This is a genomic window from Pseudonocardia alni, assembly GCF_002813375.1.
Taxonomy (GTDB): Bacteria; Actinomycetota; Actinomycetes; order Mycobacteriales; family Pseudonocardiaceae; genus Pseudonocardia; species Pseudonocardia alni.
The window spans coordinates 2,601,517-2,614,697 of record NZ_PHUJ01000003.1 but is presented as its reverse complement, the minus strand read 5'-3'; the positions used below and the strand labels follow the sequence as shown (position 1 = coordinate 2,614,697).

Sequence of the window (13,181 nt, the reverse complement as noted above, 5' to 3'; positions counted from 1 at the left end):
ATTCACGAGACATGCTGGGAGGCACCCGCGATGGCCAAGGCCACGGACGTGCGGCCGAAGATCACTCTGGCCTGCGAGGAGTGCAAGCACCGCAACTACATCACCAAGAAGAACCGGCGGAACGACCCCGACCGGCTCGAGATCAAGAAGTTCTGCCCGAACTGCGGCACCCACCGGGCGCACCGCGAGACCCGCTGAGTGCGTAGCGAGTCCCGGAGCTGACAGTGGTCGACCAGTCCTGGGTCGGGCACAGCTCGGACCCGGTCGGGCCGTACCAGGTCGGTCGCGAGAAGATCCGCGAGTTCGCCGTCGCCATCGGTGACGGCGATCCGCTCTTCCGTGACGTGGACGCGGCACGTGCCGCGGGTCACGCCGACCTGGTGGCCCCGCCGACGTTCCCGACCTGCTTCACGATGCCGGTCATCGAGGGCTTCCTCCGGGAGCCCGCGTTCGGGTGGGACTACACCCGCATGGTCCACGGCGACCAGCGGATCACCTTCCGCAGACCGGTCGTCGCCGGCGACGAGCTCACCACGGTGCTGCACGTCGACGAGCTGCGCACCCGGGCCGGCAACCACATGTTGACGCTGCGCTGCGAGGTCACCGACGCGGCGGGCGAGCCGGTGGCGACCACGCACTCGATGCTGGTCAGTCCCGCCGGTGAGGACGCGGGCAGCGAGGGGGACGCGTGAGTGCACCGCTGACCCCGCTGACCCCGCAGACCGCCGCCGCCTGCGCCAAGGGCGACGCGCTGCCGTCGCTGACCGTGCAGGTCACCCGCGCCGACCTGGTGCGCTACGCCGGTGCCTCCGGCGACCTCAACCCGATCCACTGGAGCGACCGCGTCGCCGCGGTCGCCGGGCTGCCCGGTGTGATCGCGCACGGCATGCTCTCGATGGCCCTCGCCGGCCGCGTGCTGACCGCGTGGACCGGGGATCCGGCCGCGATCCGCAGCTACGGCACCCGCTTCACGCGGCCCGTCGTCGTCCCGGACGACGACGCCGGCGCCACGGTCGAGCTCTCCGGCACCGTCGCCGAGGTGCGCGAGGAGGGCGGGGAGCGGATCGCCGTCGTCGATCTCAAGGCGGCCTTCGAGGGGAAGACGGTGCTCGGCCGGGCCCGCGCCGAGGTCGTCCTCCCGGGGTGAGGCGACCCGGGGTACGGGCCCGCGGAAGCGGGTGCGTACACTCGTTCCAGCCGGACGCACCGGACGATCCGTTGCGTCCGCCCCGCCGCTACGTGGCGGATCGGGGCAAAGGGGTGTAGCTCAATTGGCAGAGCAGCGGTCTCCAAAACCGCAGGTTGCAGGTTCAAGTCCTGTCACCCCTGCCACGACGCCGCAGGCCGCCGGAGATCACGGCGGCGCGGCCGACGGCACGGACGGCGAAGCGACGAGGGTTCTCCCGAAGCGGAGGACGTGACCGAGGGCGGGCGGACGCCCGCCACGTGCGGAGGGCGACACGCGTGAGCGACGAGCACGAGTCGGAGCGGCCCGGGCGGGAGCGCCCGAGCAACGCCGCCGACCGTCGTGGGCGGCGGGCCTCCGGCTCCGCGAGCACCCCCGGCAAGGGCCGTGCCACTCCGACCCGCGCCACCGCGGCGACGAAGGAGAAGAAGCCGTCGCTCTTCGCCCGGCTCGCCCGGTTCCTGCGCGAGGTCGTCGCCGAGCTCCGCAAGGTGATCTGGCCCGACCGCGGCCAGATGGTGAAGTACACCATCGCGGTCCTGATCTTCGTGTCGATCATGGTGGCGCTGGTGTTCGTGCTGGACTCGGCGTTCGCCGAGGGCGTCGCCCTGCTGTTCGGCAACTGACGCGAGTACGAACGCCGACCGGCTCCGACCGACACCGAACAATGGAAGCGAGTAGGACGTGACCTCCGACAGCAAGGCGTACGACGAGGCGGCCGACGAGGCCGCGATCGACGCCGTCGCCGAGAACGCGGCCGACGAGACGCTGCCCGAGCAGTCCGTCCAGGACGCCGACGTCGAGGCGGCGCACGGTGAGGACGCCGTCTCCGGCGACTACACCGAGGCCGACGACGACAGCACCCCCGGCGCCGAGGCGGAGACGCTGGACGGCGAGGGCGAGACGGTCCCGACCGCCGAGGACGCGGACGACGCCGTCGCCGGCGACTCCGGGGACGCCGACACCGGGGACGCCGACACCGACGGTGCGGACGCCGCCGCGGAGGAGCCGGCCGAGGACGTGGATCCGGAGGAGGAGCTGCGCGCCGCACTGCGTCGCGCGCCCGGCGACTGGTACGTCGTCCACTCCTACGCGGGCTACGAGAACAAGGTGAAGTCGAACCTCGAGACCCGGGCGCAGACCCTGGACGTCGAGGACTACATCTTCCAGGTCGAGGTGCCCACCGAGGAGGTCACCGAGATCAAGAACGGGCAGCGCAAGAAGGTCCAGCGCAAGGTGCTGCCCGGCTACATCCTGGTGCGGATGGAGCTCAACGACCAGTCCTGGGGCGCGGTGCGGAACACGCCGGGCGTCACCGGTTTCGTCGGCGCGACGTCCAAGCCGTCGCCGCTGACGATCAACGAGGTCGTGAAGTTCCTGCTGCCGAAGGTCGAGGCCCCCAAGAAGGAGGCCGAGGCCGGCAGGACCGCGTCCGGCGGCGGCTCCGGCTCGTCCGGCGGCGCCCCCACCATCGAGGTCGACTTCGAGGTCGGCGAGTCGGTCACCGTCATGGACGGCCCGTTCGCCACGCTCCCCGCGAGCATCTCCGAGGTCAACGTCGACGCCCAGAAGCTCAAGGTGCTGGTCTCGATCTTCGGCCGGGAGACCCCGGTCGAGCTCGGGTTCAACCAGGTCTCCAAGATCTGATCGCACCCGTGAGGAACGTCCGCGGCATGGCAGGGCCGCGCGGCGTGCACATCGATCACTGAGGAACGGACATGCCCCCCAAGAAGCGGAAGCTCTCCGCGATCATCAAGCTCCAGATCCAGGCAGGCGCAGCGACGCCGGCCCCGCCGGTCGGCCCCGCACTGGGCCAGCACGGCGTCAACATCATGGAGTTCTGCAAGGCCTACAACGCGGCGACCGAGGCCCAGCGCGGCAACATCGTGCCGGTCGAGATCTCGGTCTTCGAGGACCGGTCGTTCTCCTTCGAGCTGAAGACCCCGCCCGCGGCGCGGCTCCTGCTCAAGGCGGCCGGTGTCGAGAAGGGCTCCGGCGAGCCGCACAAGACCAAGGTCGCCAGCGTGACCATGGCCCAGGTCCGGGAGATCGCCCAGGTCAAGATGAACGACCTGAACGCGAACGACCTCGACCAGGCCGCCAAGATCATCGCCGGCACCGCCCGGTCGATGGGCATCACGGTCGACGGCTGAGCGAGCCCCCCACACCACCCGTACGCGTGGGAGAGCCGGGCGCGGCTCCGACCACGACCTGACCTCTCTAAGGAGACGAGGACAGATGGCACAGCGCAGCAAGGCCTACCGAGAGGCCGCCGCGAAGATCGACGCGGACCGCCTCTACTCGCCGCTCTCGGCGGCGAAGCTGGCCCAGGACACGTCCAGCAAGAACACCGACGCGACCGTCGAGGTCGCGATGCGGCTGGGCGTCGACCCCCGCAAGGCGGACCAGATGGTCCGCGGCACCGTGAACCTGCCGCACGGTACCGGCAAGACCGCCCGGGTGATCGTGTTCGCCACCGGTGACAAGGCCGCCGAGGCTGAGGCCGCCGGCGCCGACGCCGTGGGCGCCGAGGACCTCATCGAGCGGATCCAGGGCGGGTGGCTCGACTTCGACGCCGCCATCGCGACCCCGGACCAGATGGCCAAGGTCGGCCGCATCGCCCGCATCCTCGGCCCGCGTGGCCTGATGCCGAACCCGAAGACGGGCACCGTGACGCCGGACGTCACGAAGGCCATCAACGAGATCAAGGGCGGCAAGGTCAACTTCCGGGTCGACAAGCAGGCCAACCTGCACCTCGTCATCGGCAAGGCCTCGTTCGACACCGAGAAGCTGGTGGAGAACTACGGCGCCGCCTACGACGAGATCCTGCGGCTCAAGCCGTCGGCCGCCAAGGGCCGCTACGTCAAGAAGATCACCGTCTCCACCACCACCGGGCCGGGCATCCCGGTGGACCCGAACCGCACCCGCAACCTGCTGGTCGCGGACGAGGAGACCGACTGATCGACTGATCAGCGCCTGACACGACGACGCCCCCGGTTCCCTGCGGAGCCGGGGGCGTCGTCGTGTGCGGGTCAGGCCCAGTCGCGCAGGACGTCCTCGACGCTCTCCGGGCCGGTGCCGCGACCGGCGGTCTCGGTGACCGTGCGGGAGAAGCGCGGTGCCGGGGCGGCCTGGGGCACGCCGTCGGAGGTGACGATCGTGCCGCGCGCGGTCAGGTGCGCGTTCTCGCGGGCCTCGGCGAACGACAGCACCGGGGTGGTGCAGGCGTCGGTGCCCTCGAAGACCGCGGCCCACTCGTCGCGGGGCTTGGAGGCGAACACCTCGGTGAACCGGGCCCGCATGGCCGGCCAGCCGCCGCGGTCGTACTGCGGGCCGAGGTCGTCCTCGGTGAGCCCCAGGCCGGCGATGAGCTGGGCGTAGAACTGCGGCTCCAGCGCCCCGACGGCCATGTGCCCGCCGTCGGCGCAGGTGTAGGTGTCGTAGAACGGGGCGTGCCCGTCGAGCAGGTTGGAGTCGCGCTCGTCGACCCAGGCGTCCTGGGACAGGAAGCCCCAGAACATCTGGTTCAGCACGCTGACGCCGTCGACCATGGCGGCGTCGACGACCTGGCCCTGCCCGGAGGCCTTCGCCTCCCAGATCGCGGCCAGCACGCCGACGACGAGCAGCATCGACCCGCCGCCGAAGTCCCCGACCAGGTTCAGGGGCGGGACCGGACGCTCCCCGGCGCGGCCGATCGCGTGCAGCGCACCGGTCAGCGAGATGTAGTTCAGGTCGTGCCCGGCGCGCGGCGCCATCGGGCCGTCCTGGCCCCAGCCGGTCATCCGCCCGTAGACCAGGCGCGGGTTGCGGGCGTGGCAGTCCTCGGGGCCGACGCCGAGGCGCTCGGTGACGCCCGGCCGGTAGCCCTCCAGGAGGACGTCGGCGGACTCGACCAGCCGCAGCACGGTCTCCAGGCCCGCCGGGTCCTTCAGGTCTGCGGTGACCGACCGCCGGCCGCGCGCCGTCGGGTCGGGTACCGCGTCGGACCCGAGCTTCAGCCCGCCCGACGGCCGGTCGACGCGGACGACGTCCGCCCCGAGATCGCCCAGGATCATCGCCGCGTGCGGCCCCGGCCCGATCCCGGCCAGCTCGATCACCTTCAGTCCGGCCAGCGGACCCTTGCCCCGTGTCACCGTGGACCTCCTCGTCGCGCGATCGGTTCCCGGCGACGGTAGCGACCCGGCGCCGGTGCTCAGCCGGTCGACTCGCGAGCCGGCTCCTCGTAGTCCCAGATGTCCTTGCCGATCTCACGGACGGGATGGTCGGTCGCGTCCCGTTCCTGGATCGTGTAGGCGTAGCGGCCGTGCTGCCAGCCGTCCCGCGTCGCGACCTCCAGCAGGCAGGCCTCGGCCCAGCCGTGCCACTCGTCGAAGTCGCGGGGCAGCGGGTCGGGTGCGTCGCACTCGATCTCGGTCATCCGGTGCAGCACGCCCCGCAGGGGCTGCCAGGCGTGCACGTCCAGCCAGATGTTGTCCATCGCCGGCGCCTCCGTCGGGTGGGGTCGACCCCCAGTCTCGCCGGGCGCCGTCGTGGCGGGCCGGACGGCCGGGGGTCTTCACCCGATCGTGGTCAGGCCTTCAGCAGGTCCTCGCGGCCCTCGGCCTCGAGCTTCGCCTTGTACGGGCCGAAGAGCTGCTTGGCGATCGGCAGCAGCTTGAGGACCTTCGAGACCGGGCCCTTGGCGCGGACGTCGCCCTTGGCCATCGCGACCGGGAGGATGACCTTGCCCAGCCAGAACCGGTTGCCGGTGTCGGCGGACATGAACAGCTCGATGTTCGGGTCGGGGCCCTGCCCGGCGCCGGTGTGGATCTCGGAGTTCGGCATGTCCACGGTCAGGACGGCGTCCGGGTTCGTGTATGTGATCCGCAGGACGACCCCGGACGGCTGCAGCTTCGCCACCAGGTCCGGGTCGGCCATCCCGATCCGGAACACCCCGCCCAGGTACTCGTAGACCTCGGCCTCGTCGGCGAACACGGCCATCAGCGCCTCCTCGCGAGATGTGGCCGGGCAGGATGCCGCCCGGCACGTCGCCGCGAGTCTGTCCCGCGCCGTCCGGGGCGCGCAGCCGATCACCGGGCCAGGCTTGGCCCGTCCGGGCCGTGCGGCGTGCCGTCGCGGACCTCAGCGGCCGGCCGGGTGCTCGTCGAGCAGCCCGCAGCGCCCCGCCAGCGCGGCCGCCTCGATCCGGTTCGCCGCGCCCAGCTTGTGCAGCAGCGAGGCGATCATGCGCTTGGCGGTGCGCTCGCTGACCAGCATCGGGCGGGCGATGTCGGCGGTCTCCAGGCCCCGCGCCAGCAGCGTCCACAGTTCGATGTCGCGCTCACCGAGCCGGTCGAGCAGGCCGTCGGCGGTGCGGTCGGCCGCGTCGAGCAGCGCGTCGAGCAGCTCCGCACGCAGTACCCGCACCCCGGCCGCGATCGACAGCAGCGGCGCGACCAGTACCTCCGGGTCGGCGGACTTGCCCAGGTAGCCGTCGGCGCCGGCGCGCATCGCGGCGGCGGCGAGGTCCAGGTCCTCGGTGCCCGACAGCGCCAGCACCCGGGTGGCGGGGTAGGCGGCCTTGACCCGGCGGATCGTCTCCACCCCGCCCAGCGGGGGGAGCGCGAGGTCGACGATCGCGATCCCGGCCCGGTGCCTCCCGACCAGCGCGACGGCGTCCTCCCCGGCGGTGGTCGAGCCCGCGACCCGGAAGGTGTCCCCGGCGCGGGACTCCAGCAGCAGGGCGAGGCCCTGTGCGAACAGGGCGTGGTCGTCGACGATGACGACCACGTGCGGCGCTGTCGGCACGGGCGGCATGGTCGGTGAGCCTAGTGTGGCCGCCGACCCCGTCCGCTCCCGAGAGGCCTCGACCGTGACCGCGCACGCCGGTGAACTGCCCGAACGCACCCGGGAGGAGCGCCAGGCCGTCGTCCTGAGGATCTGCGTCGTGCTCGGCGCTGTCGGCCTGCTGGTGGCCCGGCCGGACCTCACCGGAGCCCGGCCGGTCGTCGCCGCCGTCCTGATCGGGCTGAGCGCGGTCTACGCGGCCGCGCTCGGCGTCGTCTCGGTGCTCCGCGGGCGGCTGCCCGTCCCGCCGGCCGTGCTGACCGGGATCGACGGTCTGCTCGCCCTGCTCGCCTGCGGACTCACCGGCGGGGTGGCGAGCCCGATGGTGGCCGCGCTGCCGCTGGTCGTCATCGCGATCGCGCTCCGCGGCGGGCACCGGCTCGGGCAGCTCGTCGCGCTCGGTCTCGGCGTCGGCTACACCGTGGCGGCGCTACTCGGCTCCGACCCGGGGGTCACGGTCGGCGCCGCGGTCGTCGCGGGACTGTGGTGGACCGGTTTCCTGTTCGCGACGGCGGTGCTCACCGGGGTGCTCGTGCGCCTGCTGGAACGCCAGCTCGCCGACATCGCCACCACCCGGGCCCGGGCCGAGAGCGAGCACGAGCGTTACCTGTCCGAGCGCGCGCTGCGGGACCGGATCGTGTCCCAGAGCCGGGCCCGGCTGGACGGGGCCCGCGTCGTGCTGCACGAGTTCCGGACCCCGGTCGCCTCGCTGACCGCGCTGTCGGCCGACCTCGCCGCGGGCAGGCTGGGCGGGGACGCCGCCCGGCGGGCGTCGCGGCTGCTCGCCGACCACGCCGCCCACCTCCAGGACATGCTCGACGGGCTGGCCGACCTGGCCGTCGCCGACGGCAGCCCGCTCGGGCGCGACCGGCCCCGCCGCGTCGCGCTCGCCGAGCTGGCCGACGCCGTGCTCGACGCCGCCGGGATCGCCGCGCACCGGCGGCACCCGGTCGTCGAACCGGCCGGGGCCGCGGTCCACTGCGACCCGCAGCGGCTGCGCCGGATGCTCACCAACCTGGCCGAGAACGCCGCCCGGCACTCCGGTGACGAGGTCGTGGAGCTGCACCTGGCCCACGACGGCGCCGTGCTCACCGCCGAGGTCCGCGACCGCGGGCCCGGGCTTCCCGCGGGTCAGGAGGGCGTCGTGACGGCCAAGGGCGTCGCGCTGGGGGAGCGTCGCGGTACCGCCGGGCTGGGCCTGTGGATCGCCGAGGCGCTCGCGTCCGCGATGGACGGTGAGCTGAGCCTGCTCCCGCGTGAGGGCGGCGGCCTCGTCGCCCGGCTCACCCTGCCGCTCGCCGGCACCTGAGGACCTCCCCTGGCACCCGGGGGCCAGCGCTGGCGCGGGCGACGGCTGTGCCGGAGGTCTCCGCGCGGCCAGGATCGACCGCCATGCGTACGACGGCAGCGGTGCTGTGGGAACCCGGTGGCAAGTGGGAGATCGAGGAGGTCGAGCTCGACTCCCCGAACGCCGGGGAGGTCATGGTCGAGCTGACCGCATCGGGGCTGTGCCACTCCGACGAGCACCTCGTGACCGGTGACCTGCCCGCGGTCCTGCCGATGGTCGGCGGCCACGAGGGCGCGGGCCGGGTCATCGAGGTCGGCCCGGGCGTCACCGAACTCGAGGTCGGCGACCCGGTCGTCATGACCTTCCTGCCCTCCTGCGGGCGCTGCCCGTACTGCTCCAAGGGCCAGCCGAACCTCTGCAACGACGGCGCCGGCGCCACCCTCGGCCCGCAGCTCGACGGCACCTACCGGTTCCACGCCCGTGGCGAGGACCTGGGCCAGATGTGCCTGCTCGGCACGTTCGCCCGGCACACCGTGGTCCCGGTGAAGTCCGCCGTGAAGATCGACGAGGGCTTCCCGCTGGACCTGGCCGCGCTGGTCGGCTGCGGCGTCACCACCGGCTTCGGCTCCTCGGTGCGCACCGCGGACCTGCGGGCCGGGGACACCGCCGTGGTCATCGGGATCGGCGGCATCGGCGCGAACGCGGTGCAGGGCGCCCGGGCGGCGGGCTGCCGGTACGTCGTGGCCGTCGACCCGGTCGAGCACAAGCGGGAGCGCTCCCGCGAGCTGGGCGCCACGCACGTCGCCGCGAGCATCGACGAGGCCTGGGAGATCGTCAGCGAGCTGACCCGCGGGCAGATGGCCGAGGCGGCGGTCCTGTGCACGGGCGTCGCGATGGGCGAGGACCTGCAGCCCGCGCTGCAGCTGGTCGGCAAGCGCGGCCGGGTCGTCGTCACCGCGCTGGCCCGGGCCGAGGAGGAGACGGCGTCGCTGTCGCTGCTCGACCTCACGCTCTACGAGAAGCAGATCCGCGGCGCGCTGTTCGGCAGCTCCGCGGCCCAGTTCGACATCCCGCGGCTGCTGGAGATGCACAACCTCGGCCACCTCAAGCTCCGTGAGCTGATCACCAAGGAGTACACCCTCGACCAGGTCAACGAGGGCTATGAGGACATGCGTTCCGGACGCAACATCCGCGGCCTGATCCGCTACTGACCGCCCCCGGCGCGCATCGACGGCCCCGGCCCGCACGAGCGGGACCGGGGCCGTCGGTGTGGGGAGCGGGTCAGCCGTCGACGAGCTCGCGCACGGTGCGCAGGTGCTCCGGGCTGCCGTCGACGACCATCGTCGTGATCAGCGAGTCGCGGAACACCGGCAGCTCCTCGGCGATCTTCGCCTTCGGGCCGATCAGGGCCACCTGCTCGACCATCGAGGTCGGGATGGCCGTCGCGGCCGCGTCCTTGTCCCCGCCCAGGTAGAGCTCCTGGATGCGGGCGCACTCGTCGTCGTAGCCCATGCGGGCGAAGACCTCGTAGTGGAAGTTCGCGCCCGTGGCGCCCATCCCGCCGATGTAGAGCGCGAGGAACGGGCGGATCCGGTCCGCGGCGGCCTCGACGTCGTCGTCGACCGCGGCCGGGGTCCCGGCTCATGACCGAGGAGATCTTCGGCCCGATCCTGCCGGTGCTGACCGTCGACGGTGTCGACGCCGCGATCGCGCACGTCAACGCCGGTCCGAAGCCCCTGGCCGCCTACGTGTTCACCAGCTCGTCGCGCACCGCGGAGCGGGTCACCCGCGAGGTCCCCGCCGGGGCGACCGTCGTCAACCACCTGATGTTCCACCTACTGGTGCCCCGGCTGCCCTTCGGGGGAGTGGGGCGCAGCGGCTCCGGCGCCTACCACGGGCGGTTCGGGTTCGAGAACTTGTCGCACCGGCGGGCGGTGCTGCGCAAGCCGGCCCGGCCCGATCCCGGCATCGTCTACCCGCCCTGCGATGGGCGGACCGAACGCCTGCTGCGCAGGATCTTCTGATCGGACACGCGTCCGGCGTGGCACCCTGGTGGGTCGGCACGGGTCGTGGAGAGGGGGCGGGCGGGGTGGCCAGGAGAGCGGGTCGGCAGATAGCTGCCGAGCAGTACTACGACGCCGCGTTGTCGATCCTCGCGCGCGAGGGCGCGGCCGGGCTCAAGATCGGTCCGTTGTGCCGGTCGCTCGGCGTGACCAGCGGGTCGTTCTACCACCACTTCGGCGGCTGGGCGGGCTTCGTCCGTGGCCTGCTGCGCTACTGGGAGGCCGGGCAGACCGACCGGATCGTCGAGCTGGCCCGGGTGACCGCGGACCCGGTCGAGCGGATCGACGTGGTCAAGCAGCTCACGGCGGGCCTGCGGCACGACGCCGAGGCCGCGATCCGGGCGTGGGCCCAGATCGACCCCGAGGTCGGCCGCGCCCAGGCGCGGGTGGACGTGCAGCGCCGGATCGCGCTGGAGCAGGTGGTGGCCGACGTCGTGCCCGACCCGGACGACGCCCGCAGGCTCGCCGTCTTCGGCATCTCGCTGATGGCCGGCTACCAGCAGACCTGCGACCCCCGCGACCGGGATCTCCTGCGTGCCCTGTTCGACGACTACCAGCGCCTCATCCTGTCGCACGCCCCGCACGTGACGCCGCCGATCGGGTGATCCTCCGTGCGGGTGGGGGCGTGGTCGCCGACTCGGTCGTACCGCGGCAATCGGGCCGTTCGGACCAGCCCTGCTACCCGGCCGGGAGCACTGTTACCCACGGTCCGCAACATTGCACGGTAATCTGTAACCCACGGTAACCATAACGTAGATTACGGCATGGTCACCGATCGGCAACCCCGCCGACCCGCCAGTAACCCCCGACGCGCAGACTCGTTGTGCCGTTCAGCACCGACGACTGGCCCCCGCTCCCCAGCGTTCCCGGGCCCCGGTGCGGTTCGTCGGTCTATTGCGCGAGGAGGCGACACGTGACCGGTGTCGAGGTGAAGGTCGAGGGACTGACGAAGTCCTTCGGTCGGGCCAACATCTGGTCGGACGTGACCCTGACGCTGCCCGCGGGTGAGGTGTCGGTGCTGCTCGGGCCGTCGGGTACCGGTAAGTCGGTGTTCCTGAAGTCCCTGATCGGGCTGCTGAAGCCGGAGCGGGGGTCGATCGTGATCGAGGGCGTCGACCTGTGCAAGTGCTCGGAGTCCGAGCTGTACGAGATCCGGAAGCTGTTCGGGGTGTTGTTCCAGGACGGTGCGTTGTTCGGGTCGATGAACCTGTTCGACAACATCGCGTTCCCGTTGCGGGAGCACACGCGTAAGTCGGAGTCGGCGATCCGCGACATCGTCATGGAGAAGATCGACATGGTCGGTCTGGTCGGTGCCGAGGGCAAGCTGCCGGGTGAGATCTCGGGTGGTATGCGTAAGCGGGCGGGGCTGGCGCGGGCGTTGGTGCTGGATCCGAAGATCATTCTGTTCGACGAGCCGGACTCGGGTCTGGATCCGGTGCGTACGGCGTATCTGAACCAGCTGATCATCGATCTGAACGCGATGACGGACTCGACGTTCCTGATCGTCACCCACGACATCAACTCGGCGCAGACGGTGCCGGACAACATCGGGCTGCTCTATCGCAAGCATCTGTCGATGTTCGGTCCGCGGGAGGTGCTGCTGACCTCCGACGAGCCGGTGGTGGCGCAGTTCCTGAACGGTCGTCGTGAGGGGCCGATCGGGATGTCGGAGGAGAAGGACGCCGCCCAGGCCGCCCGTGAGATGGAGGAGGCGGGTGGTGAGCTGGAGGGGCGTCCGGAGATGAAGCCGCAGCTCGTCGCGTCGACCGGGATGCCGGACCGGCAGGCGGTGCATCGCCGCCGTGAGCGGGTGCAGGCGATGCTGCACGAGTTGCCGGAGTCGGCGCAGGAGGCGATCCGGGAGCAGTACGCCGACAGCGACGCGCAGGCGGGCGGCCCGTCCCGAAACGGCACCACCCGCCAGACGGCCCGCAGCGGCGCGACGGTGAGCGACGACCGTCCCACCGACATCCACCCGCGCATCACCGACGACACCCCCGACCCGGGCGGCCGTCACCAGCTCTCCGGCGGTGAGCGGTGAGCACCCCCAGCCCCGTCACGCGGGCGCTCACCCCGGTCGGCAAGTTCTTCGGCCTGTTCGCCGAGATCGGCCGCCAGGGACTGCGCCGGCCGTTCCAGTGGCGCGAGCTCGTCGAGCAGACGTGGTTCGTCACCAAGGTCTCCGCGCTGCCGACCGCCCTGTTCACGATCCCGTTCGGCGCGACGATCGCGCTGCTGCTCGGTGAGCTGACCCGCCAGTTCGGCGCCCAGTCCCAGACCGGCGCCGGCGCGGTCCTCGCGATCGTGCAGCAGGCCGCCCCCATCGTCACCGCACTGCTGATCTCCGGCGCCGGTGGCTCCGCGGTCTGCGCGGACCTCGGAGCCCGGACCATCCGCGAGGAGATCGCGGCGATGGAGGTGCTCGGCATCTCGCCGATCCAGCGCCTGGTCGTGCCGCGGGTGCTCGCCATGGGCATCACCGCGCTGGTCCTGAACGGGCTCGCGACCTGCGTCGGCGTCGCGGGCGGCTACTTCTTCAACGTGATCATCCAGGGCGGGTCGCCCGGTGCGTACATCAACAGCTTCTCGGCGATCGCGCAGGTCAGCGACATCGTCGTGTCGGAGCTGAAGGCGTTCCTGTTCGGCATCGTCGCCGGTGTCGTCGCCGCTTTCCGCGGCCTCAACCCGCCGCCCGGTGCGAAGGGCGTCGGTGACGCGGTGAACCAGGCCGTCGTCATCTCCTTCGTGCTCGTCTTCCTGATCAACCTCGTGCTCACCGCCCTGTACCTCGAGCTCGTCCCGCCGAAGGGCTTCTGAT

General features: G+C 72.1%; 18 protein-coding genes and 1 tRNA gene. 14 read left to right on the top strand and 5 right to left on the bottom strand.

From position 1 onward, the window contains the following. Positions 1 to 30: 30 nt before the first annotated feature. The 8 genes from rpmG (at position 31) to rplA (ending at position 4,147) form a co-directional block, all read left to right on the top strand. Positions 31 to 198 (top strand): 50S ribosomal protein L33, encoded by a 168-nt coding sequence (rpmG, locus tag ATL51_RS13075; protein WP_020623293.1) that lies wholly within the window; start codon positions 31 to 33, stop codon positions 196 to 198. 26 nt (positions 199 to 224) lie between these two features. Beyond that, positions 225 to 692 (top strand): MaoC family dehydratase N-terminal domain-containing protein, encoded by a 468-nt coding sequence (locus ATL51_RS13070; protein WP_100878745.1) that lies wholly within the window; start codon positions 225 to 227, stop codon positions 690 to 692. After that, entirely contained in the window at positions 689 to 1,147 is a 459-nt protein-coding gene (locus ATL51_RS13065; RefSeq protein ID WP_301549012.1) for a MaoC family dehydratase, read from the top strand. The genes ATL51_RS13070 and ATL51_RS13065 overlap by 4 nt, the downstream gene beginning before the upstream one ends. Positions 1,148 to 1,256: 109 nt before the next feature. Beyond that, positions 1,257 to 1,332, top strand: a tRNA-Trp gene (locus tag ATL51_RS13060). Positions 1,333 to 1,464: 132 nt separating this feature from the next. Then, on the top strand, positions 1,465 to 1,812 hold the full coding sequence (secE, locus tag ATL51_RS13055) for a preprotein translocase subunit SecE (RefSeq protein ID WP_062397901.1): 348 nt from the start codon (positions 1,465 to 1,467) through the stop codon (positions 1,810 to 1,812). A gap of 58 nt (positions 1,813 to 1,870) precedes the next feature. Further along, on the top strand, positions 1,871 to 2,833 hold the full coding sequence (gene nusG / locus ATL51_RS13050; RefSeq protein WP_073576497.1) for a transcription termination/antitermination protein NusG: 963 nt from the start codon (positions 1,871 to 1,873) through the stop codon (positions 2,831 to 2,833). A 71-nt stretch (positions 2,834 to 2,904) separates the two neighbouring features. Further along, a complete protein-coding gene (gene rplK / locus ATL51_RS13045; RefSeq protein WP_073576496.1) occupies positions 2,905 to 3,339 on the top strand; it encodes a 50S ribosomal protein L11 in 435 nt (144 codons plus the stop codon). Positions 3,340 to 3,424: 85 nt separating this feature from the next. Continuing rightward, on the top strand, positions 3,425 to 4,147 hold the full coding sequence (rplA, locus tag ATL51_RS13040; RefSeq protein ID WP_073576495.1) for a 50S ribosomal protein L1: 723 nt from the start codon (positions 3,425 to 3,427) through the stop codon (positions 4,145 to 4,147). A 71-nt stretch (positions 4,148 to 4,218) separates the two neighbouring features. On the opposite strand, the gene ATL51_RS13035 is transcribed toward rplA, so the two are convergent. The 4 genes from ATL51_RS13035 to ATL51_RS13020 form a co-directional block, all read right to left on the bottom strand. Continuing rightward, positions 4,219 to 5,319: a CaiB/BaiF CoA transferase family protein gene (locus ATL51_RS13035; RefSeq protein WP_073576494.1), complete on the bottom strand. Its 1,101-nt coding sequence runs from the start codon at positions 5,317 to 5,319 to the stop codon at positions 4,219 to 4,221. A gap of 59 nt (positions 5,320 to 5,378) precedes the next feature. Continuing rightward, a complete protein-coding gene (locus tag ATL51_RS13030) occupies positions 5,379 to 5,663 on the bottom strand; it encodes a hypothetical protein (protein WP_073576493.1) in 285 nt (94 codons plus the stop codon). A gap of 92 nt (positions 5,664 to 5,755) precedes the next feature. Next, the gene (locus ATL51_RS13025; RefSeq protein WP_062397890.1) at positions 5,756 to 6,166 is read right to left on the bottom strand and encodes a sterol carrier protein; all 411 of its coding nucleotides are present in this window, start codon (positions 6,164 to 6,166) and stop codon (positions 5,756 to 5,758) included. A gap of 141 nt (positions 6,167 to 6,307) precedes the next feature. Further along, entirely contained in the window at positions 6,308 to 6,973 is a 666-nt protein-coding gene (locus ATL51_RS13020) for a response regulator (RefSeq protein WP_301549011.1), read from the bottom strand. Positions 6,974 to 7,037: 64 nt separating this feature from the next. Here ATL51_RS13020 and ATL51_RS13015 point away from each other — a divergent pair, with 64 nt between their 5' ends. Both ATL51_RS13015 and ATL51_RS13010 read left to right on the top strand, forming a co-directional pair. Next, entirely contained in the window at positions 7,038 to 8,321 is a 1,284-nt protein-coding gene (locus tag ATL51_RS13015) for a sensor histidine kinase (protein ID WP_301549010.1), read from the top strand. Positions 8,322 to 8,404: 83 nt separating this feature from the next. After that, on the top strand, positions 8,405 to 9,511 hold the full coding sequence (locus ATL51_RS13010; RefSeq protein WP_073576491.1) for an NDMA-dependent alcohol dehydrogenase: 1,107 nt from the start codon (positions 8,405 to 8,407) through the stop codon (positions 9,509 to 9,511). Positions 9,512 to 9,581: 70 nt separating this feature from the next. Here ATL51_RS13010 and ATL51_RS13005 read toward each other — a convergent pair whose 3' ends face one another. Further along, positions 9,582 to 9,890, bottom strand: coding sequence for an LLM class oxidoreductase (locus ATL51_RS13005; protein WP_301549249.1), 309 nt, complete (start codon positions 9,888 to 9,890; stop codon positions 9,582 to 9,584). A 53-nt stretch (positions 9,891 to 9,943) separates the two neighbouring features. Here ATL51_RS13005 and ATL51_RS13000 point away from each other — a divergent pair, with 53 nt between their 5' ends. The 4 genes from ATL51_RS13000 to ATL51_RS12985 all read left to right on the top strand — a co-directional run bounded on the left by ATL51_RS13000 (position 9,944) and on the right by ATL51_RS12985 (position 13,180). Beyond that, positions 9,944 to 10,324 carry an aldehyde dehydrogenase family protein gene (locus ATL51_RS13000; protein WP_073576490.1) on the top strand — a complete coding sequence of 127 codons (381 nt, stop codon included), beginning with the start codon at positions 9,944 to 9,946 and terminating at the stop codon, positions 10,322 to 10,324. Positions 10,325 to 10,389: 65 nt separating this feature from the next. Next, positions 10,390 to 10,968, top strand: coding sequence for a TetR/AcrR family transcriptional regulator (locus ATL51_RS28670; RefSeq protein WP_139282877.1), 579 nt, complete (start codon positions 10,390 to 10,392; stop codon positions 10,966 to 10,968). Between the two features lie 308 nt (positions 10,969 to 11,276). Then, entirely contained in the window at positions 11,277 to 12,404 is a 1,128-nt protein-coding gene (locus ATL51_RS12990) for an ABC transporter ATP-binding protein (protein WP_073576489.1), read from the top strand. Continuing rightward, entirely contained in the window at positions 12,401 to 13,180 is a 780-nt protein-coding gene (locus tag ATL51_RS12985; RefSeq protein WP_073576488.1) for an MlaE family ABC transporter permease, read from the top strand. Before ATL51_RS12990 ends, ATL51_RS12985 begins: the two co-directional genes overlap by 4 nt. The last annotated feature ends 1 nt before the right edge of the window (position 13,181 follow it).